Source organism: Neisseria sp. HMSC078C12 (genome assembly GCF_001838065.1).
Taxonomy (GTDB): domain Bacteria; phylum Pseudomonadota; class Gammaproteobacteria; order Burkholderiales; family Neisseriaceae; genus Neisseria.
Map to the genome: position 1 here is coordinate 54,240 of NZ_KV835584.1, position 22,376 is coordinate 76,615.

Sequence of the window (22,376 nt, forward strand, 5' to 3'; positions counted from 1 at the left end):
AGGTTTTCAGACGGCCGTCTGAAAACCTTTTTTGTTTGCCTGTCCGATTTTAAAACTTCACGTTCACACCGCCGGTAAAGCTGCGGCCCATTTGCGGCGTATCAGAGAGGAAGCTGCTGTGGGCGTAAACGGATTGGTTGAGCAGGTTGTCTGCTTTGACGTACCAATTCCACTCGCCATAGCGCGTATTGCGGCGGTAGTTTGCGCCGAGGTTGAGCATATGGTGTCCGGGTGTGCGCGTTTCGTAGCGGGCGAGTTTGTTTTGGGCGAACACGCGGTAGTAGTCCAAATTGGCATCGATGTGGTCGGTCAGCGAGGCTTTCAGGTGGACGCCGAGGCGAGCGGCCGGAACGCGGGGTGCGTTTTGGTCGTCCTGCGCGATGAAAGGACGGTTGCCGTAGGCGTCTTCCCTGCCGGGTAGGGACGGTAGGTTTTTCAGACGGCCTCGTACATAGTCGCCGGAAACGCCGATGCGGTAGCGCGGTGTCGGCTTGAAGTAAATTTCGCCCTCCGCGCCGTAGAAGTCGGCGCCGGATTGGTTGTAGCGCACGAGCTTCATTTCGCTGTCGTCTTCGATGGATTTGGGGCCGCGTCCGTCGTTTAAGGTTTGGGTGTAGATGTAGTTGCCGAAACGGTTACGGTAGAGTGCCAGATTGTATTGCCAGCGGTCGCCTTCGTAGCCCAGCGCGAGTTCGATGTTGTTGGAACGCTCTTTGTTGAGGTGTTTGTTGCCGACTTCAAAGGTGTTGGTGGCGACGTGTTTGCCGTGCGCGTACAGTTCTTGCGTTGACGGCAGGCGTTCTTGATGGGAGGCGGTCAGGCTGAGTTTGTGGTGTGGCGTGAAATACCAGTTGCCCGAAAGTGCGAACGAGCGGGCGGTTTGGCGGTGCGCGCCGAGGTCGGGCAGGGGCTGGTTGTAGTAGTTTTCCCGATCAATCAATGCTTTGTCGTACTGGATGGAGGCTTTTTGTTTTTCCACGCGTACGCCGCCTTCAAGCGAGAAATTGTCCCAGTTTGCCTGTTCTACACCGAAAAAGCTGTAATGGCGCACATTGTTGTCAATCAACATCGGTTGTTGGACGGTTTCGGGAATGGCGGAAAGCGCGCTGGATTTTTGTCCCAAATATTGCACGCCCCAGCTGCCTTTCAGACGGCCTATGGGTTGGTGGCGCAATTCGATGCGGGCGTTGTGTGTTTTGTTGTTGAAGAAGTTTTCTACTGCATCGCCTGCTTTTTCGTCGTGGTGGTAGTCGTTGCGGTTCAGGTGTACGCGCAGGGCTTCAAAACCGGGGAACGGTTGCTTCCATTCGGCGCGGAGTTCGTAGCGTTTGTTACGCAGGTCTATCCACGGTTTGCCGTTGTGGGTATGGGCGTGTGCATTATCGTCGTCGTGGAAGCCGCAGCTTAAGCCCGGGTTGTCGTAATCGATGTCTTCTTCGGTCAGCAGGTGCGGATAAAGCTGCAAATAGCGTTTGTTAATCAAACTCTTCTGCCAGATGATGTCGGCGTGGCAGTCGTCGTAGAGATGGCTGTGGGCAGGCAGGCCGTAGCGGTCGCGACGGTCGCTGTACGCCACGCCGAGAAAACCTTTCTCGCCCACCCAAGACAGGCCGATGCTGCCTGTTTTTGAATCGGCATGGCTGTCGGGCAGTCGTTTCAGACGGCCTTCTTCTTTTTGATAGCGCGGTACGGCGTAATCGCCTGATTTACGGTACAAGCCTTCGGTATGCAGCACGAAGTTGTTGCCCAAACCGATATTGATGCCTGCGGATGTCAGTTTTTCCAAATTGCCGCTGCTCAAACGCAATCCGGCTTCGCCCGATACGCCGTTTTCAGGCATTTTTTCGGGGATTTTGCCATCGGCAACATCGACCAAACCGGCCACATTGCCCGAGCTGTACAAGAGCGTAACCGGGCCGCGCAGGATTTCGACCTGTTGCGACAAGGCGCTGTCCACCATCAGGGCATGGTCTGGCGAGAAGTCCGCCATGTCGCCCGTTTCGCCGTGATGGTTCAACACTTTAATCCGTCTGCCTGTTTGACCGCGAATAACGGGAGCGGACGCGCCACCGCCGTATTGCGAGGCATGAATGCCCGGTACGCCGTCCAAAGCATCGCCCAAGTTGACGGCTTTTTGCCGCAAGGTATCGCCGGAGATGATTTTGTCGGAGGCGGTCGAAGCGTGCAGCAGCCCCGACGTTGCACGCGGACGGCTTTTACCGACGACGGTAACCTCTTCCAAGTCAACCGACTGCTCGGTTTCATGCGCTTGGGAGAGGATGGGGGTGCTGATTAAAAGAATAGATAAAACAATGGGTTTGAGTGTAGTTTGTGTCATTTTAGTTTCTCATCATATTTTGAAAGGCTGTTATTATATAACATTTCATTATTAATATGATAAGATTTTTGAGAAAAAAGGCCGTCTGAAAACGAAGCGTGGTTTTCAGACGGCCTTTGGTTTGTATACGGGTCTAAATGAAAACGGAACAATCTTTCTGCTGCCTGGTTCTAAATCACGGCAGATTATTTGTTTTCATTGAAAATTTACTTGGTTTCGGCGGCTTTAGCGCCAGCAGTCTCTGCAATCAAATCCAAGAATACCAACGGCTTTTTGCCGATATTTTTGAGTGCGTGGGACTGGCCGGGGCGGGCGATGGTAATGTCGCCGGCGCCGACTTCGGTCTGTTTACCTTCGCTGTCGGTAAACAGGCCTTTGCCGGACACGATGATGTAAACGTCTTCATTGCCGGTATGTTTGTGCTGACCGATGGAAGCGCCCGGCGGTAATGTGAGCCAGCCGATTTCTTTGAATGCGTCTTGGTCAGCGGTCTGGTGGCGGTTGAAGGCAAAGCTGCCGAGCAAGGGACCTTGGCCTCCGGCTGCGTTTTCGCGGTTCCATTCTGCCAAGTCGGCTTTTTTGTACACTTGGATGCTGCGGTCGGTGGGGGTGGTTTGTTCGGCGGCTTGAGCGTTTAGAGATGTGCCGAGCAGAAGGGCGACAGATAACGCGGCAAATAGTGGTTTCATGGCGGTTCTCCGTTTGTCAGGTTGAGTCAGATAATGCGGATTCCGTTTTCAGACGGCCTGCGGGGTTGAAATGTGTAACCCCGCAGGCTTCCCTCAAGATTTATTTCACGTTGCGCAGATAGTTCAACAATAATGGAACAGGGCGGCCGGTCGCGCCTTTTTCACCGCCGGATTTCCATGCGGTACCTGCGATGTCGAGGTGTGCCCACGGGTAATCTTCGGTGAAGTAAGACAGGAAGGTGGCAGCGGTAATCGTGCCTGCACCCGGCGTGCCGATGTTGGGGATGTCGGCAAAGTTGGATTTGAGTTGGTCTTTGTAGGTCTCAAAGAGCGGCAGTTGCCATGCTTTGTCGTCCACGTTGCGGGAGGCGGCGAGCAGGCTGTCGACCAAATTCTGATTGTTGCCCATCACGCCGCTGACGTCATGACCCAAGGCGATGATGCACGCGCCGGTCAGGGTGGCGACATCGATGACGGCTTTGGGTTTGAACTGCTCGGCGTAAGTGAGCGCGTCGCACAAAATCAGACGGCCTTCGGCATCGGTGTTCAACACTTCAATCGTCAAGCCTTTCATGCTTTTCACGACGTCGCCCGGTTTGTTGGCCGCGCCGGAAGGCATGTTTTCGCAGGTGGCGACGACGGCAATCAGGTTGATCGGCAGTTGCAGTTTGACGGCGGCGCAGAAGGTACTGATGACGGTTGCCGCGCCACACATGTCGAACTTCATTTCGTCCATGTTCAGGCCGGGTTTGAGGGAAATGCCGCCGGTGTCGAAGGTAATGCCTTTGCCGACCAAGACGACGGGCGCGGCTTCTTTATCGGCCGTACCGAAATAGCTCAGTTCGACCAAATATGGGTCTTCGATGCTGCCTTTGGCGACAGACCAGAACGAACCCATGTTTTCTTTGATGTAGTCTTTTTCAATGATTTTGGCGTGTGCGCCCAGTTTTTCGGCTTCGGCTTTGGCGGTGCGCGCTAAAAATTCGGGCGTGCACTCGTTCGGCGCGGCATTGCCCAAGTCGCGGCAGAGGCTTTGTCCGTAAACTTGCGCTTCGGCAACGCGCAGGGCTTCTTTGACGGCGGCTTCGTGTGCGGTGTGGAACACGGCTTCTGTAAATTTGGCGGGCTTGGCTTCTTTTTTGTAGCGGTCGAAACGGTAGGCGGCGTTGCCGAACGCGATGGCGAAGGCTTCGGCAACGGCAGCAGCTTGCGCTTCTTCAAAGGCGTGAACGTCCACATTGACCGTTTCTTGGTTTTGCGCCCATTTGGCGGCCTCGGCGGCGGCTTTGTTCAATGCGGCGCGGTCGGTTTTTTCGAGGCGGGCGACGGCGACTGCCTGCAAACCGTTGTCCGTCGGGATTTTGGTGTCGGCGAAATTTTGACCTTCTTCAAGGGAAGCGAAGAGGGCGAGGGCAGTCGGGTTGCTCAGTTGCGATGCTTCGGCGCAGACAAATAATTGCGCACCTGCCTGTTGAGCCTGCAAAGTTTCGGCTTTTGTGCTAAATTTCACGTTTATTCTCCTGATTGGAACGGTTGTCGGTTATTCAGACGGCCTGTTGACCAACCGTCCGAACAGATGAAAATCATTGTACTCCATTTGTGTCATGCCGTCTGAAGCCTTATGAATAAATATGGGTTTCCCATAAACCGTAGACCACGCTCAATCTTATGATTTACCAAAGAAACTTTATTAAAGAACTTTCCTTTACCGCCGTCGGCATCTTTGTCGTCCTCTTGGCGGTATTGGTGTCCACGCAGGCCATCAACCTGCTTGGCCGCGCAGCCGACGGGCGTGTCGCCATCGATGCCGTGCTGGCCTTGGTTGGCTTCTGGGTTATAGGCATGACGCCGCTCTTGCTGGTGTTGACCGCATTTATCAGTACGTTGACCGTATTGACCCGCTACTGGCGCGACAGCGAGATGTCGGTCTGGCTCTCCTGCGGATTGGCATTGAAACAATGGATACGCCCGGTCATGCAGTTTGCCGTGCCGTTTGCCATTTTGATTGCCGTCATGCAGCTTTGGGTGATGCCGTGGGCAGAGTTGCGCAGTCGTGAATATGCCGAAATTTTGAAGCAGAAGCAGGAATTGTCTTTGGTGGAAGCCGGCGAGTTCAATAACTTGGGCAAGCGCAACGGCAGGGTTTATTTTGTCGAAACCTTCGATACCGAATCCGGCATCATGAAAAACCTGTTCCTGCGCGAACAGGATAAAAACGGCAACGACAACATCGTTTTTGCCAAAGAGGGCAATTTTTCGCTGACCGACAACAAACGCACGCTTGAATTGCGCGACGGCTACCGTTACAGCGGTACGCCCGGCAAAGCCGATTACAACCGCGTTTCTTTCCAACACCTCAGCCTGATTATCAGCACTACGCCCAAACTTATCGACCCCGTTTCCCACCGCCGCACCATCCCGACCGCCCAACTGATTGGCAGCAGCAACCCGCAACATCAGGCGGAATTGATGTGGCGCATCTCGCTGACCGTCAGCGTTTTGTTGCTGTGCCTGCTTGCCGTGCCGCTTTCCTATTTCAATCCGCGCAGCGGCCATACTTACAATATCCTGATTGCCATCGGTTTGTTTTTGGTTTACCAAAACGGGCTGACCTTCCTGCGCAATGCCGTGGAAGACGGCAAAATCCATTTCTGGCTCGGACTGCTGCCCATGCACATCATCATGTTTGTGATTGCCGTCGTCCTGCTGCGTGTGCGCAGTATGCCTAGCCAACCCTTCTGGCAGGCGGTTGCCAAAAGTCTGACATTGAAAGGCGGAAAATGAACCTGATTTCACGTTACATCATCCGTCAAATGGCGGTTATGGCGGTTTACGCCCTCCTTGCCTTCCTCGCTTTGTACAGCTTTTTTGAAATCATCAACGAAGTCGGCGATCTTGGAAAAGGCAGCTATAACGGCGCAAAATTGGGGCAGTATGTTTTAATGCAGATGCCTGCGCGCGCCTATGAACTGATGCCGCTCGCCGTTTTGATCGGCGGCCTGATTTCCCTCAGCCAACTGGCTTCCGGCAGCGAGCTGACCGTCATCAAAGCCAGCGGCATGAGCACCAAAAAGCTGCTGTTGATTCTGTCGCAGTTCGGTTTGATTTTCGCCATTGCCACCGTCGCGCTTGGCGAATGGGTTGCACCCACGCTGAGTCAAAAAGCCGAAAACATCAAAGCCGCCGCCATCAACGGCAAAATCAGTACCGGCAATACCGGCCTTTGGCTGAAAGAAAAAAACAGCATCATCAACGTGCGCGAAATGCTGCCCGACCATACGCTTTTGGGCATCAAAATTTGGCAGCGCAACGATAAAAACGAACTGACCCAAGCGGCAGAAGCCGAATCCGCCGTTTTGAATCCCGACGGCAGCTGGCAGCTGAAAAATATCCGCCGCAGCATATTGGGTGAAGATAAAGTCGAGGTTTCTACCGCCGCCGAAGAAAACTGGCCGATTTCCGTCAAACGCAACCTGATGGACGTATTGCTCGTCAAGCCCGACCAAATGTCTGTCGGCGAATTGACCACCTACATCGACCATCTGGAAAAAAACAACCAAAATACCCAAGTTTATGCCATCGCATGGTGGCGCAAGCTGGTGTATCCCATTGCCGCATGGGTGATGGCGCTTGTTGCCTTCGCCTTTACGCCGCAAACCACGCGCCACGGCAATATGGGCTTGAAACTCTTCGGCGGTATCTGCCTCGGTTTGCTGTTTCACTTTGCCGGACGGCTCTTCGGCTTTACCAGCCAGTTGTACGGTGTGCCGCCGTTTTTGGCCGGCGCATTGCCAACGGTTTTGTTTGCACTGTTGGCGGTGTATCTGATACGCCGTCAGGAAAAAAGATAAGGCAAAATCAACTTCAGGCCGTCTGAAAGGCAATCTTCAGACGGCCTGAGTATTTTGTGTGCAAAAAACAAAATGCTAAAGTAAAATAATACCTTTCCAAACCAATGCGGCTATTGAAAATGTCCCAAACCATCTGCTTGAATATGATTGTCAAAAACGAAGCGGCAATCATCGAAGAAACACTGGCCAACATCACCGACCACATCAAACTTGACTACTACGTCATCAGCGATACCGGCTCGACCGATGATACCGTCGGCGTGATCCGCCGCTTTTTCGATGCAAAGGGCATCGCGGGCGAGATTCATCATGATGGTTGGCAAAATTTTGCATACAACCGCAATCAGGCGTTGAAACACGCAAAAGGTAAAACCGATTACGTGTTGATTTTTGATGCGGACGACCGCTTTGAAGGCAAATTGGAATTGCCCAAGCTGACCGCCGACCGCTACCGCCTCCGCATGAGAAATGCTACGGGCAGCGTGATTTATTACCGTCCGCTGTTGTTGCGCAATGACGGCACATTCTACTGGCGCGGCGTGTTGCACGAGTTTATCGAAACCGACAAACAAGATACCAGCGAAGCCACGCTTCATGGCGACTATATGGTTCTCAGCGGCCGTTTCGGCGCGCGCAGCAACATGGCGAACAAATACCTGCTTGACGCCGTTTCTTTGGAAAAAGCGTTTTACAGCCCCGAAGATGAAGACCTGAAACCGCGTTACGCCTTTTATGCGGCACGTTCTTATTGGGACTCCGATATGCCCGAGCGTGCGAGCGAATGGTTTAAAAAACGCATCGAGTTGGGCGGTTGGGTCGAAGAAGTAACGGTTTCTTACCAACAGCTGGGCGAGTGCTACAAATTAATGGGCAAACGCGATGAAGCTTTGGCGACTTGGCTGGCAGGCTACGATTACAACCCGCGCCGTGCCGAGTGCCTCTACCTTGCGCAAACCATGCTGCGTCAGGAAGGGAAATACCGTATTTCCCATGCAATCGGCCTGATGGCGAAACGCATTCCGTTCCCGAAAGACGATATTCTTTTTGTCCAAAACAATGTTTATCAGTTGGACATCGACTATGAATTGTCGGTTACCGCTTATGCGGCCGGCGATTTGCGTCAAGGCTATGAGTCTTGCCGACACTTGCTCTTGCTGAATGTACGCGAGGCATTGACCACGGTGACCATGCAAAATATGTGGCTCTACCGCGAACACGCGCAAACCGAAACGCGTGAAGTGTTGGAGCAGCTGGTGGCCGTCATGCAGCCTTATGCCTCGCAGGGCGGACGTTTGGCAGAAGTGACCGAATATTTTGCCGATATTTTGAAAAACCGTTAATCAGGACTTTGCCCCGGCCATAATGCCGTCTGAAAGGAAATTTTTTGAGCAAGCGCAATCTGTTTTCCGTCGATAAATCTTTGGAAAAGCCCGAACGCGTCCTCTTGGTCGGCGTGATGTTGACGGCGGACTATTCCGGCGCAAACGAAACGCGCGAGCGCGGCTTTCAGACGGCCTTGGCCGAAGCGGCAGAATTGGTGGGCGCGGCCGGTGGCGATTTGGTTTCTATCGAAACTTCGCGTCGCGACAAACCACATCCGGCTTTATTTGTCGGTACGGGCAAGGCGGAAGAGTTGGCGGCAGTGGTCAAGCAGCATGATGTCGGGCTGGTTGTGTTCAACCACGAACTCACGCCGACACAAGAGCGTAATCTGGAAAAAGAGCTTCAATGCCGCGTCCTCGACAGAGTGGGTTTGATTTTGGCGATTTTTGCCAAACGCGCCCAGTCGCAGGAAGGTAAGTTGCAGGTGGAGTTGGCTCAGTTGAACCATTTGAGCGGACGGCTGGTGCGCGGTTATGGACATTTGCAAAGTCAGAAGGGCGGCATCGGCTTGAAAGGGCCGGGCGAAACCCAGCTGGAAACCGACCGCCGTTTAATCGGACAAAAAATCACGGCATTGAAAAAACAGCTTGCCGATGTCCGCAAACAACGTGCCACGCGCCGCAAATCGCGCATGAGCGGCCGTCTGAAAACCTTTGCCATCGTCGGCTATACCAATGCCGGAAAATCCAGCCTGTTCAACCGTTTGACTAAAGCGGACGTATTGGCGAAAGACCAGTTGTTCGCCACTTTGGATACCACTGCGCGCAGGCTTTTCCTGTCGCACGAGGCGAGCGTGATTTTGACCGATACCGTCGGCTTCGTCCGCGATTTGCCGCACAAGCTGGTGTCGGCGTTTTCCGCTACTTTGGAAGAGACGGCGATGGCAGATGTGCTACTGCACGTCGTTGATGCCTCCAATCCCGATTTTGAACGGCAAATGGACGATGTCAACGGCGTCTTGGAAGAAATCGGCGCGCATGAAATTCCGCAATTGGTGGTGTACAACAAAATCGATTTGCTGCCGTCGGGTATGCGTGAAGCAGGCATTTTGCGCGATAATTCCGGGCAGGCCGTCGGCGTGAATATTTCCGTTGCCGAAAGTTTGGGCCTGGACGGTTTGCGCGAAGCGATGATTGAATTGGCTGTACAGCCGAATGCTTGATGTTTAAATGAAACAAGGCCGTCTGAATCTTCAGACGGCCTTACCGTAAAATTCTAAATCTGAGGATTATGCCGACAGAGGGCTTTTCTTTTTGAACACGCTTTCGTAAAGCATCCAAGCGGCGAGGCTCAGGTATACGGTGCTGGACAAAATGCCGATAACGGCGAAGATAGGCATAAGGCGATCAATCATGGTGAGGTTTCCCAATAAGTTAGTTTTATAAGTAAATGTGTGTTTTTTGATTTCCGTCTTCGCGGAATGCCTAAAGTATGCTGCTTAAATGGATTGAGGTCAACAAAGAATGTATCGGGATTTTTAAAAAAGTTCCATTTTTACATTAAAATAATCGGAAGTTTTTAAAGATAAACGGTATTTATATGTTACCGTTCATCATTTGATAAACGGTCAATGCTTTGTTTTCCATATTTTTTATAAAATTCGACAGTCTATTGATTCAAAAGTAAATGAAATGAAGCGGAAAAACGCTTTTTGCTAAAATGTAACACCCTGAAACGATTGTTTCAGGCCGTCTGAAAAATAAATCGAACACATGATGACATCTCCCACACATCCCCAAAAAAACTGTTTCCATTGCGGACTGGAAGTTCCCGAGCATCTGCATCTGACGGTTCGTTTTGAAGACGAAGAACATGAAACCTGCTGCGCCGGCTGCCAAGCAGTGGCGCAGAGCATTATTGATGCCGGTTTAGGCAATTATTACAAACAGCGTACCGCCGACGCGGAAAAATCCGAATTGCCGCCGCCGGAAGTGTTTTCGCAATTAAAGCTGTACGATTTGCCCGAAGTGCAGGCGGACTTTGTCGAGGTCGGCGTAGGGGATGAACGCGAGGCGGTATTGATGCTGGGCGGCATTACCTGCGCCGCGTGTGTGTGGCTGATTGAGCAGCAGTTGCTGCGTATGAAGGGCGTGGTGCGTGTGGATTTGAATTACAGCACCCACCGCTGCCGCGTGGTGTGGGACAGCGCCCACATCGAATTGTCGGATATTTTGCTGAAAATCCGCCAAACCGGTTATACCGCCGCGCCTTATGATGCGCAAAAAATCGAAGCGCAGGCGCAGAAAGAGCGCAAGCAGTTTATCGTCAGATTGGCCGTGGCCGGTCTGGGCATGATGCAGACGATGATGTTTGCCCTGCCGACTTATTTTTACGGCGGCGACATCGAGCCGCTTTATTTGGAAATCCTGCATTGGGGCGGCTTTTTGATGGTGTTGCCCGTTGTGTTTTACAGCGCGTTGCCGTTTTACCGCGGCGCATGGCGCGACTGGAAAAACCGCCGTGTCGGCATGGATACGCCTATTGCCATTGCCATTGTGATGACCTTTATCGCGGGTATTTACAGCCTGGCCACCAACGCAGGGCAGGGCATGTATTTTGAATCCATCGCCATGCTGCTGTTTTTCCTGTTGGGCGGGCGTTTTATGGAACAGATTGCCCGACGCAAAGCAGGCGATGCGGCGGAGCGGTTGGTCAAACTGGTTCCGGCATTTTGCCACCGTTTGCCGGCTTATCCGGAAAGCGAAGCCATCGAGGAAGCCGCAGTTGTCCGCCTCAATATCGGCGATACGATTGTTGTGAAGCCCGGCGAAGTTATTCCGGTGGATGGTACGGTTTTGTCCGGCGAGAGCGAAGTCAACGAAGCCATGTTGACCGGCGAAAGCCTGCCCATTGTGAAAAGGCCGTCTGAAAAAGTAACCGCCGGCACGCTCAACACCAGCAGCCCTTTAATCATCCGCACCGACCATACCGGCGGCAACACGCGCCTGTCCCATATCGTCAAACTGCTCGACCGTGCGCTGGCGCAAAAACCGCGTGCCGCCGAGTTGGCCGAAAAATACGCGTCCAGTTTTGTGTTTGGCGAACTCTTGCTTGCGATCCCCGTTTTTATCGGCTGGGCTTGGTATGCCGACGCGCACACCGCCTTGTGGATTACCGTCGCCCTGCTGGTCATTACCTGCCCGTGCGCCTTATCGCTCGCGACTCCGACTGCGCTGGCTGCTTCGACCGGTGCGCTTGCTAAAGACGGCATTCTCATCAGTGGCAAACAAAGCCTGGAAACGCTTGCCCAAATTGACGACGTCGTGTTCGACAAAACCGGTACGCTGACCAAAGGGCAGCTTTCCGTCAGCCGGATGTTGAGCGCAGGCCGTCTGAACGAAGCCCAAGCCCTTGCCATTGCCCAAGCATTGGAGCAGCAATCGGAACACCCCATCGCCCGTGCCATTTTAAACCATACGCTTTCAGACGGCCCTGTATCCGCGTTTGATGTGAAAGTGCAGCAACGGGTCAACCGTATCGGACACGGTGTCAGCGCGCAAATCGAATTGGATGGCGAAACCCAAGTTTGGGCTTTAGGCAAAGCGGCGTTTGTTGCGGAAATTGCCGGTAATCTGCCTGAAACATTTGCCCATATCGACCACACAGGCGGCATTATTTTCTTGGGCAATCAAAGCGGTTTTCAGACGGCCTTTTTGCTGGAAGACCAAATCAAAGACAGCGCCGCTGAAATGTTGCAAAACCTAAAACAGCACGGCATCCGTCTGCACCTTTTAAGCGGCGACCGTCAGGCTGCCGTCGCCCAAGTCGCGAAAGAGCTGGGCTTAGATGCCTATCGTGCCGAAGCCACGCCGGAAGACAAGCTGGCTTATGTAGAAAGTCTGCAAAAACAAGGACGTAAAGTTATGATGATCGGCGACGGGATCAACGACGCCCCCGTCCTTGCCCAAGCCGACGTGTCGGCCGCTGTGGCCACGAGTGCCGATGTGGCGCGCGACGGTGCCGATGTGGTTTTGCTCAATGATGATTTGAACGTTTTGCCCGTGATGATGGAACAGGCACGCCGCACCCATCAAATCATCCGCCAAAACCTGACTTGGGCGAGCGCATACAATCTGGTTGCCGTTCCGCTGGCCGTATTTGGTTACGTGACCCCTTGGATCGCCGCGCTCGGCATGAGTTTCAGCTCGCTGCTGGTGTTGGGCAATGCCTTGAGATTGTTGAAAACCAAAAAGGCCGTCTGAAAACGGCAGATCCATTGCCTAAACGAAAGAATACGCCATGCCTAAAGCCACTTTTTATACACACGTCGCCCGACCGGCTGCCTTTGCCTGCCGCCTGATTGCGCGCGCCATACGCGATGGCGAGCAGATTTTGGTGTGGTCGGATTCCGCTGCGGCAGTGCAGCAACTTGACATCGATTTGTGGCAGCAAATTCCCGAAAGCTTTATTCCGCATGAAGTCTGGCTGCCTACCGACCCCATGCCGTCTGAAACGCCGGTATTGCTTGCGTTTGGAAATGCACTGCCGGATATTCCGCAGGATTGCACGGTTTTAAACCTGTCTGCCGATTTCTGGAGCCAAGCCCCGGCCATTCCAAACCGTATCCTTGAAATTGTGGGCAACAGCTTAGAAGATTTGGCCGAAGCCCGAGACCGTTTCCGAGCTTATCGTCAGAGCGGATTTGAGATTGAGCATTTTTCGAGAGAAGGAAAGGATTGAGTGTTGAAGATATTCAAGGCCGTCTGAATATAAACAAAGGGACATTTTGATGATGTCCCTTTGTTTTTTAGATTGATTATCGGAAGGCTTCGCGCCATATGCCATAAAATATGAGACAACAGCAGAAAACGTAGAAATAATGGAAAAAGCGTTCGAAAAGGGAAGTATTGGCAAGATACCATTGAACAGACTGATGGTGGTGTTGGGGATTTTTGAGGATTAAGTTGGGGAAACGGACAATCGAAGGTACGGCAAACAAGTCAAACAGATTGAGGAAGATAGTAACCAATAATGAAAAACCGATTGTCTCATGAAATACGTCGAATGGCTGCAATGAAATGGTGTGTGCAAATAGGGAGGTCAGGGCAGATTTGTTGGACATCCATAAATAAAACAGCCCACCGATAGACAGGTAAAGCGCAAGACGGACCTATATGGATAGTTTGCGTGGCAAATAGAGGATAAAGAAGAAGTTGAGCAGGATAAAGAAAATAGGAAAAACGGATTTCATGGGTTTGTTTGCTTACAGTTTGGTATTTAAAGCTGCTAAGGGAAACGCATTACTGCTTGTATGAAGGGCTACCAGCCATTCTATTTTAGGCCGTCTGAAAAAGATTTGCGTAAGGGCAAGGGTTTCAGACGGCCTTAAGTTTTTTGAAGTCAAAAAATGATGGTTTAGGATTCGGTTTTTGAGGCCGCGTTGGCGAAATAGCGGTTGGATACCGGATTGAAGATGAGGAGCAGCAAAACAGGGTGGAGTATGGATTGAATAATGATTTGTTGGGAACTATAGCTCGCCATATCGCTATACACCATGATCAACGAAGCGGCCGCCAACAAAACAGCCAGCCAACGGGCGGAACGGTTGCCTGAAAGCAGACCGACGGCAATAAATACCGGCAAGGAAAGGAGTATGAAGTATAGGGGCATAGACAGCCACCAAGGCAGGAAAGGGAATGCCGAGGCTGCAACCTCTATCAGTACATCGCCCGAATAAATCGCAAGAGCAACGGTGGTAAAGCAAGTAAGGGCAGTTAGGATGAAATAGAGAACGGTGGCGATGGTAACAGGGATTGGACGTTTCATGTAATAAAAGCCTTGGAGAGGATAAGGATTAAAATCGGTATTGGCCAAACCTTGTTACGAAGGCAATGGCCGTCTGAAAACAGGCTATTCGTCTTTCTCAAATGAAGAAAGCTTGATAATGGCAGGCTGGAAGACTGCAACCAAATAGATCATGATAGGGAGGATAAGATACGTAAAAGGAATATCTGCGCGCAATAGTGCAATTAGAAAGGCAAGGTATAATGTCAGCAGGGCAAGGAAAATAACGCTCTTTTTCCATGTCGCTTGGCGGATTTCTTTTGCAGTCGGCTGCTTATAGCGGACTTTTTTGTGGCAGGTCGGGCACTCTTTAATGCTTTTCAGTCCTTTGAATGCACTCCCCCGAATCGGATTGGAACAATGAGGACAAGAGAATAGGGATGGTTTCATTATTTTTTTATTGGGCCGTATAAGGTATTGCCCATCCGGAAAAGCGGGTTGGATGGGCAACGTATATGTTTATTCGTCTTTTTCAAAAGATGAAAGTTTGTTTTGAATCGGGATAATGTAGTAGACGAGAAAGCCGATAACTAATACCGTACTGATATATGGGGGGAATGTACCAAACAGGCTGATCAGTATTGCCGCTACGATGCAGACAACGACTACAAAAATAGCGAAAGGTTTCAGCAAAGCTTTGAAATATTCGCCGACAGGCGGTTTTTTGAATTTGACTTTTTTATGGCAGGAAGGACATTCTTTGACTGCGGCCAAACCTTTAACCAATCCGCCTTGGATCGAAGCATGGCAGTGTGGGCAGGGGAGAGAAGGATTAAGATTGTTCATTGTATTCAATCTGACTTAGGGTTTGGAAAGGTGGTATCGATATTGCCGATACCACCGCTATTTATCGGAAACAATAGGCTTATTGGGAATATTTTTTACCTAAAGCTTCGGCTGCTTTTTGTAATTCTTGATTGGCTGCACGCAGGGTTTCTTGCAATTTTTGAGATTTTTCTTGGAAATCATTGGCAAATTTGAGCGAATCTTTATCTTTGCCGTTGATAGTCAGCTCAGAAGCATGTTTGCCGGCATAAATCATCATGTTGTTGGCAGCACTACTGACTTGTAATGCACGATCCAGAACTGCTTTGATTTCAGGATCTTTGATGTCGAGGGCAGCTGCGCTCTGATGGAATTGTTCCAGTGCGGCAGTCAGTTTGTTCATCTGCTCCAAAGTTTCTTTTTCTTTATTTTGGTTAGCCAAGTTTTGCAATTCTAGGCCTAGCTGAGTAATTTTTTGAGCTTCTTCACCGGTTGTGAAGTGAATGAATTTTTGCAATTCGGCAAGACCGTCCGGAGATTTTTTATCGGAAATGACGATAGGTTCGGCCAGTTTAGGATCTGCTTCCGGGAATTCACTCAGGGCTTTTTCGTATTTGTTGGCCGGGCTAGATTCGCTTTGGGCAACTTGTTCTGCCGGTTTGTCGCTGCTGCCTTTATTGCCGGAGTCGCCGCAGGCTGCCAGTAGGGAAGCGGACAAGATCAGCATACCGAATTTGTTTAATACGTTCATATTAGGATTCCTTCTTAAGTTAGGGGAAACGGGAAAATTTGTTTTTATTGATGAGTGTAGATAATTATTTGTACTTTTGTTCTATTTTATTACAAATTTGTTTATTTTTCATAAATTAGGTTAAGTGGTATGTTTTTGGAATTAAACGGCAAAGATGGATGGTCGTAAAATATTGAACATATAATGAAATTAACAAGGGTAATAAGGTTGGCTATGCTGTTTTGAACTAAAGTAGATTTTTTTATTAAGATATTGTTGGTTGATGCAATAGGAATCAAAAGGCCGTCTGAAACAATAAAGTTTCAGACGGCCTTTTTGATTTGCTGGAATTAGTTGCCTAAGTCGAATGCTTTATGCAGAACGCGGGTGGCCAGTTCCATGTATTTTTCGTCAATCAGGACGGATACTTTGATTTCGGAAGTTGAAATCATTTGGATGTTGATGCCTTCTTCTGCGAGGGTGCGGAAGATTTTGGCGGCTACGCCGACGTGTGAACGCATGCCCAAGCCGACTGCGGAGACTTTGCATACGGTGTCGTCGCCGTCGATGTAGGCTGCGCCGATGCTGTCTTGACGTTGTTGCAGGATTTCGATGGTTTGTTTGTAGTCGCTGCGCGGTACGGTGAAGGAGAAGTCGGTTGTGCCTTCGCTGCCGACATTTTGGATGATCATGTCGACTTCGATGTTGGCATCGGCAACTGCGCCGAGGATTTGGTAGGCAACGCCGGGTTTGTCGGGTACGCCGCGTACGTTGATGCGGGCTTGGTTTTTGTCGAATGCGATACCGGTTACGGCTGCTCTTTCCATGTTGTCGTCCTCTTCAAAGGTAATCAGGGTGCCGTCGCCGCCTTCTTGCAGGCTGCTGAGTACGCGCAGGCGCACTTTGTATTTTCCGGCGAATTCTACGGAGCGGATTTGTAAAACTTTTGAGCCGAGGCTGGCCAATTCGATCATTTCTTCGAATGTGATCGTGTCCATGCGGCGTGCTTCGGGTACGACGCGCGGGTCGGTGGTGTAAACGCCGTCTACGTCGGTATAAATTTGGCATTCGTCGGCTTTGAGGGCTGCGGCAAGTGCAACGGCGGAGGTATCGGAGCCGCCGCGGCCGAGGGTTGAGATATTGCCTTCGCTGCTGATGCCTTGGAAACCGGCTACGATAACGACTTTGCCCTCGGCGAGGTCGGCACGCATTTTTTCGTCATCGATGCTTTCGATGCGGGCTTTGGTGTGGGAAGTGTCGGTTTTGAGGGCAACCTGCCAGCCGGTGTAGCTTTTGGCGTCAACGCCGATGTCTTTCAGGGCCATGGCCAGCAGGCCGATGGTTACTTGTTCGCCGGTGGCAAGGACGACGTCCAGCTCGCGCGGATCGGGATGTTCTTGCATTTCGTGCGCCAGGGCGACCAGTCGGTTGGTTTCGCCGCTCATGGCGGATACGACGACTACGATGTCGTGTCCTTCGGCGCGGGCTTTGGCGACACGTTTGGCTACGTTTTTGATGCGTTCGGGCGAGCCTACTGATGTGCCGCCGTATTTATGTACGATTAACGCCATGTTTCGTGCTTTCTTGTGGGGTTTGTCGGGCAGCTTGGTTTGCTGGAAAAAGGGTTATTATTACTATTTTTTACATGAAATTCAAGGATGGGACGCGCTTTTTTGAGTAAATGCGCATAAATGGACGGGGTTAAAAAAGGCCGTCTGAAATCTTTCAGACGGCCTTGCTGCTTATCGGGACAAAAGGGCGGCCTTTTGGTGTTGGACCAATTCGGCAATGCCTTTATGGGCGAGGGCAATGAGTTTGCCCAATTCTTCGATGCTGAACGGTGCGCCTTCGGCCGTACCTTGGATTTCGATGATTTTGCCGGATGCGGTCATGATGATGTTGACGTCGCTGTCGCAGCCTGAATCTTCGGGATAGTCCAAGTCCAGAAGCGGTATGCCGCCCACCACGCCGGCGGAAACGGCGGCAACGGCTTCGCGGATGGGGTTTTCGCTGATGAGGCCGTCTGAAAGGAGTTTGTCCACGGCGATTTGCAGGGCAACGTAGGCGCCGGTAATGGAGGCGGTACGCGTGCCGCCGTCGGCTTGGATGACGTCGCAGTCAATCAGGATTTGGCGTTCGCCGAGTTTTTCCATATCGACGACGGCGCGCAGCGAGCGGCCGATCAGGCGTTGGATTTCTTGTGTGCGGCCGGACTGTTTGCCTGCGGCGGCCTCGCGGCGCATACGGGAGGCGGTGGAAGCCGGCAGCATACCGTATTCGGCCGTTACCCAGCCTTGCTCTTTACCGCGCAGGAACGGTGGGACATTTTCGTCGATGGAGGCGGTGCAAATCACTTTGGTGTTGCCGCACTCGATAAGGCAGGAGCCGTCGGCGTGGGGGAGGAAGTTTGGGGTAATTTTGATGTTGCGCAGGCTGTCGGCGGCGCGGCCGGTGCGTGTGTAGTCGCTCATGATGGTCCTTTTGGGGAATAAAAAATAGGTTGCCTTGAATTATAGAGGAATTTGGCGGCAAAGGCCGTCTGAAAATTGTCGGTCGGGTGTGTTATAGTATCCGTACTTTCACTCGTATTTGGAAACGGAGTAAAACCATGGCTACAAGACGAAATATTCAAATCCACAGCATGACCGGCTTTGCCAATGCCGCAGGCGAATGCGGCGGCAAGCGGATTAATTTGGAAATCCGCGCGGTCAACCATCGTTATTTGGATGTCCAATTCCGTATGCCGGAAGAGTTGCGCTATTTGGAAGGCGCGTTGCGCGAGCAGATTGCCGCGGCCGTGGCGCGCGGTAAATTGGAATGCCGCATCCAGCTGCAGGATGCCTCTTCGGGCGGACAGACTTTGGAGGTCAATCAGGATTTGGTTGCCCAACTGGCGCATTTGAACAAAACTTGGCGTAAGGAACATGATTTTGCCAAATTGAGCGTGGCCGATGTTTTGCGTTTTCCCGGCGTTTTGGCGGGTCAGGGCGAAGATGCCGAAGCTTTGGCCAAAGGCGTTAAAGATTTATTGACCAGTGCTTTGAAAGAGTTTGCAGCCGCCCGCAAACGCGAAGGCAAAAAACTGGGTGAACACCTGCTGCAACGCCTGGACGGCATGGAAGAGATTGTGGATGCTTTGAACGAATTGTTCCCCAGCCTTCTGCAGGCTCATATGGACAAAGTCAAAGCCCGTTTGGCAGAAGCCGTCGGCAATATTGACAACGACCGCTTGCAACAAGAATTTGCTTTGTTCATCCAAAAATCCGATGTGGATGAGGAATTCAGCCGTTTGCGCACCCATATCGCCGAAGTGCGCCGCATCGTTACCGAAGGCAAGGGCAGCGTAGGCAAACGTTTGGATTTCCTGATGCAAGAGTTGAACCGTGAAGCCAATACCTTGGGCAGCAAAGCCATCGCCGCCGAATGCACGCAAGCTTCGGTTGAACTGAAAGTCTTAATCGAACAAATGCGCGAACAGGTTCAAAATATCGAATAAATCGATAACGAACGGATAAAACAAGGCCGTCTGAAAAGTTTTCAGACGGCCTTTGTGTCGATATGGGGCGGAACCGGTTGAGTTTATTTTTAAACATTATTGGAGGCAGGTTTCCTGTTTCGTGACTATCATTGCGTACAAGAGTTAACATGTGTTAAATTATGGCAATTATTGTCATGATAAGAACATACAAAGGAGTAAAAACATGAACTTTCTGACAGCAGTCAGTCGGCAAATGACCCGCTTCACCGCCCTGATCATCATTCTTGCCTCCATTATCGCCTTTATCGAACCTGCTACGTTTTCATGGGTAAAAGGCGATACGCAAGTCGTCGTACTCGGCATCATCATGCTCGGCATGGGCATGACTTTGGGTAAGGAAGATTATCAAATTCTGGCGCAGCGTCCGCTCGATATTTTTATCGGCGCAATCGCCCAATACACGATTATGCCCCTGCTTGCCATCGGTATTGCCAAAGCCTTCAATCTTTCGCCCGGATTGACGCTGGGTTTGGTTTTGGTCGGCACCTGCCCGGGCGGCGTTTCGTCCAATATCATGAGTTTTTTGGCTAAAGGCGATGTTGCTTTTTCAGTCGGCATGACCACGGTTTCCACCGTCCTCGCGCCTGTGATGACGCCGCTGTGGATGACTTATTTGGTCGGACAAACCGTCGAAATGGACGGCTGGGGCATGTTCAAATTTATGCTGCTTGTAACGCTTTTGCCTGTTGTCATTGGTTCGGTGGCCAATATTTTGCTGCACAAAAAACACTGGTTTGAAGACGTGCGCGCGATTATGCCGGCGGTTGCCGTTGCCGCATTTGCGTGTATTGTCGGCGGCGTCGCAGCCGTCCACGGCCACCGTTTCGCCGAATCCGCTTTTGTTATGGTACTCGCCATCGCCGCACACAACATCGGCGGCTATATTCTCGGCTATTACAGCGGCGCGTTAACCGGTATGAATACCGCCAAAAAACGCACCCTTGCCATCGAAGTTGGTGTACAAAATGCCGGACTTGCCACCGGTTTGAGCGCCAAATTTTTCCCCGGCAATGCCGAGTCTGCCGTTGCCGCTGCCGTTGCCTGCGTTTGGCACTCCGTATCGGGAACGATTTTGGGTAATTTGTTTGCCTGGTGGGACAAGCGTCAGCAATAAGCCGGTAAACATTGCCAAATAATAAAAGGCCGTCTGAAAAGGTTTCAGACGGCCTTTTGATTGTTTTTGAAATCAATGCGCTTTATGTGTCGTGCCGTACACGATTTTGTCCGTTAACGCCATGGCAAGGGCGGAAATCAGGAAACAGATGTGGGTAATGCACTGCCACATGATTTGTTTTTCGGTCAGGTTGGCGGCGTTGAGGAAGGTTTGCAGCAGATGGATGGAGGAAATGCTGATGATGGACATCGACAGCTTAACCTTCAAAACCGATGCGTTGACATGGCTGAGCCATTCGGGCTGGTCGGGGTGTTCGTTAACGTGGAGGCGGGAAACGAAGGTTTCGTAGCCGCCGATAATGACCATGGTCAGCAGATTGGCAATCATCACAACGTCAATCAGGTTTAACACGGCCATCATGATGGTGTTTTCATCCATGATGCCGAGATTGGTGACCAAATGCCATAAGGATTTGAGGAATTTGTAGGCGTAAATGCCTTGGGCGACAATCAAGCCCAGATAAATCGGTAGTTGCAACCAGCGGCTGGCGAAGATGAAATGCGCGAAGATGCCCATTCGGTCGCGGGGCGTGTGTTTGGTCGGGGTAGGATGTTCCATAATATGTTGTGTTTGGGAAAGACAGGGGGCGGCATTTTAATGGAAAAATTTTCAAGCTGCAATCTTATTAGTGGCTGAATTTAAAAAGAAAGGCCGTCTGAAAACAGGATGTCGGCTTTTTGTTTTCAGACGGCCTTGTAGGTTGTCAGGTCGGGCAAACACGCGCAAAATCGCTTTGCTTTTTAGAGATGGATATTATGCTCGCAGATTCGTTTTTTTATTATCTGGTGTTGGTCGGTTTTGCCGCCGGGCTGATGGATGCGGCGGTTGGCGGTGGCGGGTTGTTGCAGATTCCCGGATTGTTCAACCTATTGCCAAGCGCTACGCCTGTGGCCTCGGTAATGGGTGTCAATAAATTTGCTTCCTGCTGCGGCACGCTGACTGCAACGGGGCAATATCTGCGCCGAATCCCTGTGCCGTGGAAAATGCTGCTGCCTGCCGCGGCGTTGGCATTTGCCGCTTCATATTTGGGTGCGAAAACGGTGGTGTATTTCCCCGTGCAATACATGAAGCCGGCAATGTTGGTCATCATGATTGCCATGTGTCTGTACACTTTTTTGAAAAAAGACTTGGGGCAGACGGTGCGCACTGAAAAGCTGACGCGCCACGAAACTTTATGGGGCTTGTTTTTCGGCGCGTTAATCGGGTTTTATGATGGCATTTTCGGGCCGGGAACGGGCAGCCTGCTGGCTTTCGTGTTCGTCCGCTTTTACGGCTATGATTTTCTGGCGGACAACGCCTCGGCAAAAGTCATCAATTGGACGATTAAAAATGGAATGTTATTACGGTAAATGATTTGAGACGTTCTAACAACTGGAAAAAACGATTCATGAGTACATTCATTATTACAACCATGAGCGCATTCAGGGGAAACTAAAAGGACTGAGCTCTGTGAATTACAGAACTCAGTCCTTGAACTAAATCAGTCTAACTTTTGGAGTCAGATCATTTTACGGAGCTTTTTTTGTTGTGTGCTTTAAGCCATTTTTGCATTTGTTCAATTTCCGCTTGTTGTGCGTTAATAATATCCTCAGCAAGCTTACGCATCTCAGGATCCTTTCCGTATTTTAATTCAACTTCCGCCATTTTTACTGCGCCAATATGGTGTGGCAACATACCTGCTGCAAAAGCAACATCAGGATCTTTATATTGCGCAGCTGCCATCATGTCTTGATTCATTTGATTCATACCTTGCATTAATTCTTGTTGCATTGCAGAATCTGTCGACATTGACATATTCATGTGTGCTTGATGCGGTTGTTCATTAGCTTGGGCATAATTTGAAATTGCAACAGCGCTAAGTGTGATAAAAGTCATAAGTTTTTTCATGTTTTTCGCCTATGTGATAACTGAAGGAGCACAAATCATAAACTTTGACCTAAGGTTAAAGTCAACATTTATTCCGAAAATGTTTGGTGAGGTGCTAAAAGCTAAAATAAGACAATATTTGAGCTGCGTTACGGATTTATGTTGCTGCTGTGCCTGACCATTGGAAAGTTTGCTTGGGATTTATTGGGTTGATATCGAATGAAAAAAGGCCGTCTGAATGTTTCAGACGGCCTTTGT

General features: G+C 50.9%; 21 protein-coding genes and 2 pseudogenes. 10 read left to right on the forward strand and 13 right to left on the reverse strand.

All coding sequences use genetic code 11. The features are described 5' to 3' along the window. Positions 1 to 49: 49 nt before the first annotated feature. The 3 genes from znuD to HMPREF2596_RS01900 all read right to left on the reverse strand — a co-directional run bounded on the left by znuD (position 50) and on the right by HMPREF2596_RS01900 (position 4,537). A complete protein-coding gene (gene znuD / locus HMPREF2596_RS01890) occupies positions 50 to 2,338 on the reverse strand; it encodes a TonB-dependent zinc receptor ZnuD (protein WP_070849231.1) in 2,289 nt (762 codons plus the stop codon). 206 nt (positions 2,339 to 2,544) lie between these two features. After that, complete coding sequence (locus HMPREF2596_RS01895) at positions 2,545 to 3,027, reverse strand: cupin domain-containing protein (RefSeq protein ID WP_070849235.1); 483 nt, start codon at positions 3,025 to 3,027, stop codon at positions 2,545 to 2,547. A gap of 100 nt (positions 3,028 to 3,127) precedes the next feature. Further along, entirely contained in the window at positions 3,128 to 4,537 is a 1,410-nt protein-coding gene (locus HMPREF2596_RS01900; RefSeq protein ID WP_070849238.1) for a leucyl aminopeptidase, read from the reverse strand. Positions 4,538 to 4,695: 158 nt separating this feature from the next. Between HMPREF2596_RS01900 and lptF the strand changes: the two genes are divergently transcribed. The 4 genes from lptF (at position 4,696) to hflX (ending at position 9,423) form a co-directional block, all read left to right on the forward strand. Then, on the forward strand, positions 4,696 to 5,811 hold the full coding sequence (gene lptF / locus HMPREF2596_RS01905; RefSeq protein ID WP_003686055.1) for an LPS export ABC transporter permease LptF: 1,116 nt from the start codon (positions 4,696 to 4,698) through the stop codon (positions 5,809 to 5,811). Then, entirely contained in the window at positions 5,808 to 6,878 is a 1,071-nt protein-coding gene (lptG, locus tag HMPREF2596_RS01910) for an LPS export ABC transporter permease LptG (protein ID WP_070849241.1), read from the forward strand. The genes lptF and lptG overlap by 4 nt, the downstream gene beginning before the upstream one ends. 119 nt (positions 6,879 to 6,997) lie before the next feature. Further along, complete coding sequence (locus HMPREF2596_RS01915; RefSeq protein WP_283140393.1) at positions 6,998 to 8,218, forward strand: glycosyltransferase; 1,221 nt, start codon at positions 6,998 to 7,000, stop codon at positions 8,216 to 8,218. 44 nt (positions 8,219 to 8,262) lie between these two features. Then, complete coding sequence (hflX, locus tag HMPREF2596_RS01920; protein ID WP_070849244.1) at positions 8,263 to 9,423, forward strand: GTPase HflX; 1,161 nt, start codon at positions 8,263 to 8,265, stop codon at positions 9,421 to 9,423. Positions 9,424 to 9,489: 66 nt separating this feature from the next. Here hflX and HMPREF2596_RS11520 read toward each other — a convergent pair whose 3' ends face one another. After that, positions 9,490 to 9,615: a hypothetical protein gene (locus HMPREF2596_RS11520; protein WP_003678791.1), complete on the reverse strand. Its 126-nt coding sequence runs from the start codon at positions 9,613 to 9,615 to the stop codon at positions 9,490 to 9,492. Between the two features lie 361 nt (positions 9,616 to 9,976). On the opposite strand from HMPREF2596_RS11520, the gene HMPREF2596_RS01925 reads away from it, so the two are divergent. Both HMPREF2596_RS01925 and HMPREF2596_RS01930 read left to right on the forward strand, forming a co-directional pair. Continuing rightward, positions 9,977 to 12,463, forward strand: a complete 2,487-nt coding sequence (locus HMPREF2596_RS01925) for a heavy metal translocating P-type ATPase (protein ID WP_070849580.1) — start codon at positions 9,977 to 9,979, stop codon at positions 12,461 to 12,463. A gap of 37 nt (positions 12,464 to 12,500) precedes the next feature. After that, the gene (locus HMPREF2596_RS01930; protein ID WP_070849247.1) at positions 12,501 to 12,941 is read left to right on the forward strand and encodes a DNA polymerase III subunit chi; all 441 of its coding nucleotides are present in this window, start codon (positions 12,501 to 12,503) and stop codon (positions 12,939 to 12,941) included. Positions 12,942 to 13,017: 76 nt separating this feature from the next. Here the strand turns inward: HMPREF2596_RS01930 and HMPREF2596_RS11290 are convergent, their stop codons facing one another. The 7 genes from HMPREF2596_RS11290 to rph form a co-directional block, all read right to left on the reverse strand. Continuing rightward, positions 13,018 to 13,323, reverse strand: coding sequence for a hypothetical protein (locus HMPREF2596_RS11290; protein WP_141762663.1), 306 nt, complete (start codon positions 13,321 to 13,323; stop codon positions 13,018 to 13,020). Positions 13,324 to 13,616: 293 nt separating this feature from the next. Then, positions 13,617 to 14,027 carry a hypothetical protein gene (locus tag HMPREF2596_RS01935; protein WP_070849582.1) on the reverse strand — a complete coding sequence of 137 codons (411 nt, stop codon included), beginning with the start codon at positions 14,025 to 14,027 and terminating at the stop codon, positions 13,617 to 13,619. An 84-nt stretch (positions 14,028 to 14,111) separates the two neighbouring features. After that, entirely contained in the window at positions 14,112 to 14,435 is a 324-nt protein-coding gene (locus HMPREF2596_RS01940) for a dimethyl sulfoxide reductase (RefSeq protein ID WP_070849250.1), read from the reverse strand. A gap of 69 nt (positions 14,436 to 14,504) precedes the next feature. After that, positions 14,505 to 14,831, reverse strand: a complete 327-nt coding sequence (locus tag HMPREF2596_RS01945) for a purine permease (protein ID WP_283140394.1) — start codon at positions 14,829 to 14,831, stop codon at positions 14,505 to 14,507. A gap of 79 nt (positions 14,832 to 14,910) precedes the next feature. Beyond that, positions 14,911 to 15,561 (reverse strand): hypothetical protein, encoded by a 651-nt coding sequence (locus HMPREF2596_RS01950; protein ID WP_070849256.1) that lies wholly within the window; start codon positions 15,559 to 15,561, stop codon positions 14,911 to 14,913. 329 nt (positions 15,562 to 15,890) lie between these two features. Next, entirely contained in the window at positions 15,891 to 17,111 is a 1,221-nt protein-coding gene (locus HMPREF2596_RS01955) for an aspartate kinase (RefSeq protein ID WP_003745649.1), read from the reverse strand. Positions 17,112 to 17,282: 171 nt separating this feature from the next. Then, positions 17,283 to 18,011, reverse strand: coding sequence for a ribonuclease PH (rph, locus tag HMPREF2596_RS01960; RefSeq protein WP_070849258.1), 729 nt, complete (start codon positions 18,009 to 18,011; stop codon positions 17,283 to 17,285). A 137-nt stretch (positions 18,012 to 18,148) separates the two neighbouring features. On the opposite strand from rph, the gene HMPREF2596_RS01965 reads away from it, so the two are divergent. Beyond that, a complete protein-coding gene (locus HMPREF2596_RS01965; RefSeq protein ID WP_223169056.1) occupies positions 18,149 to 19,036 on the forward strand; it encodes a YicC/YloC family endoribonuclease in 888 nt (295 codons plus the stop codon). Positions 19,037 to 19,241: 205 nt separating this feature from the next. Beyond that, positions 19,242 to 20,192, forward strand: coding sequence for a bile acid:sodium symporter family protein (locus tag HMPREF2596_RS01970; RefSeq protein WP_070849260.1), 951 nt, complete (start codon positions 19,242 to 19,244; stop codon positions 20,190 to 20,192). A gap of 72 nt (positions 20,193 to 20,264) precedes the next feature. Here HMPREF2596_RS01970 and HMPREF2596_RS01975 read toward each other — a convergent pair whose 3' ends face one another. Next, positions 20,265 to 20,810 carry a TIGR00645 family protein gene (locus HMPREF2596_RS01975; RefSeq protein ID WP_070849263.1) on the reverse strand — a complete coding sequence of 182 codons (546 nt, stop codon included), beginning with the start codon at positions 20,808 to 20,810 and terminating at the stop codon, positions 20,265 to 20,267. Between the two features lie 197 nt (positions 20,811 to 21,007). Here HMPREF2596_RS01975 and HMPREF2596_RS01980 point away from each other — a divergent pair. Next, positions 21,008 to 21,568, forward strand: a pseudogene (locus HMPREF2596_RS01980) (TSUP family transporter); the annotation flags it as partial. Then, positions 21,558 to 21,731 (forward strand): annotated as a pseudogene (locus tag HMPREF2596_RS10855) (integrase core domain-containing protein); the annotation flags it as partial. The pseudogenes HMPREF2596_RS01980 and HMPREF2596_RS10855, both read left to right, overlap by 11 nt. 24 nt (positions 21,732 to 21,755) lie before the next feature. Here HMPREF2596_RS10855 and HMPREF2596_RS01985 read toward each other — a convergent pair. Beyond that, positions 21,756 to 22,139, reverse strand: a complete 384-nt coding sequence (locus HMPREF2596_RS01985) for a CopM family metallochaperone (RefSeq protein WP_049323855.1) — start codon at positions 22,137 to 22,139, stop codon at positions 21,756 to 21,758. Positions 22,140 to 22,376 lie beyond the last annotated feature (237 nt).

Bases quoted from the DNA above. Each gene is read 5' to 3' on its own strand.
- HMPREF2596_RS01895 (WP_070849235.1), bottom strand. From the start codon at position 3,027: ATGAAACCACTATTTGCCGCGTTATCTGTCGCCCTTCTGCTCGGCACA.
- HMPREF2596_RS01965 (WP_223169056.1), top strand. From the start codon at position 18,149: ATGGCTACAAGACGAAATATTCAAATCCACAGCATGACCGGCTTTGCC.
- znuD (WP_070849231.1), bottom strand. From the start codon at position 2,338: ATGACACAAACTACACTCAAACCCATTGTTTTATCTATTCTTTTAATC.
- rph (WP_070849258.1), bottom strand. From the start codon at position 18,011: ATGAGCGACTACACACGCACCGGCCGCGCCGCCGACAGCCTGCGCAAC.
- HMPREF2596_RS01985 (WP_049323855.1), bottom strand. From the start codon at position 22,139: ATGAAAAAACTTATGACTTTTATCACACTTAGCGCTGTTGCAATTTCA.
- HMPREF2596_RS01930 (WP_070849247.1), top strand. From the start codon at position 12,501: ATGCCTAAAGCCACTTTTTATACACACGTCGCCCGACCGGCTGCCTTT.
- HMPREF2596_RS01975 (WP_070849263.1), bottom strand. From the start codon at position 20,810: ATGGAACATCCTACCCCGACCAAACACACGCCCCGCGACCGAATGGGC.
- HMPREF2596_RS01955 (WP_003745649.1), bottom strand. From the start codon at position 17,111: ATGGCGTTAATCGTACATAAATACGGCGGCACATCAGTAGGCTCGCCC.
- HMPREF2596_RS01915 (WP_283140393.1), top strand. From the start codon at position 6,998: ATGTCCCAAACCATCTGCTTGAATATGATTGTCAAAAACGAAGCGGCA.
- HMPREF2596_RS01950 (WP_070849256.1), bottom strand. From the start codon at position 15,561: ATGAACGTATTAAACAAATTCGGTATGCTGATCTTGTCCGCTTCCCTA.
- HMPREF2596_RS01925 (WP_070849580.1), top strand. From the start codon at position 9,977: ATGACATCTCCCACACATCCCCAAAAAAACTGTTTCCATTGCGGACTG.
- HMPREF2596_RS01935 (WP_070849582.1), bottom strand. From the start codon at position 14,027: ATGAAACGTCCAATCCCTGTTACCATCGCCACCGTTCTCTATTTCATC.
- lptG (WP_070849241.1), top strand. From the start codon at position 5,808: ATGAACCTGATTTCACGTTACATCATCCGTCAAATGGCGGTTATGGCG.
- HMPREF2596_RS01945 (WP_283140394.1), bottom strand. From the start codon at position 14,831: ATGAACAATCTTAATCCTTCTCTCCCCTGCCCACACTGCCATGCTTCG.
- HMPREF2596_RS11290 (WP_141762663.1), bottom strand. From the start codon at position 13,323: ATGTCCAACAAATCTGCCCTGACCTCCCTATTTGCACACACCATTTCA.
- HMPREF2596_RS11520 (WP_003678791.1), bottom strand. From the start codon at position 9,615: ATGATTGATCGCCTTATGCCTATCTTCGCCGTTATCGGCATTTTGTCC.
- HMPREF2596_RS01940 (WP_070849250.1), bottom strand. From the start codon at position 14,435: ATGAAACCATCCCTATTCTCTTGTCCTCATTGTTCCAATCCGATTCGG.
- HMPREF2596_RS01970 (WP_070849260.1), top strand. From the start codon at position 19,242: ATGAACTTTCTGACAGCAGTCAGTCGGCAAATGACCCGCTTCACCGCC.
- lptF (WP_003686055.1), top strand. From the start codon at position 4,696: ATGATTTACCAAAGAAACTTTATTAAAGAACTTTCCTTTACCGCCGTC.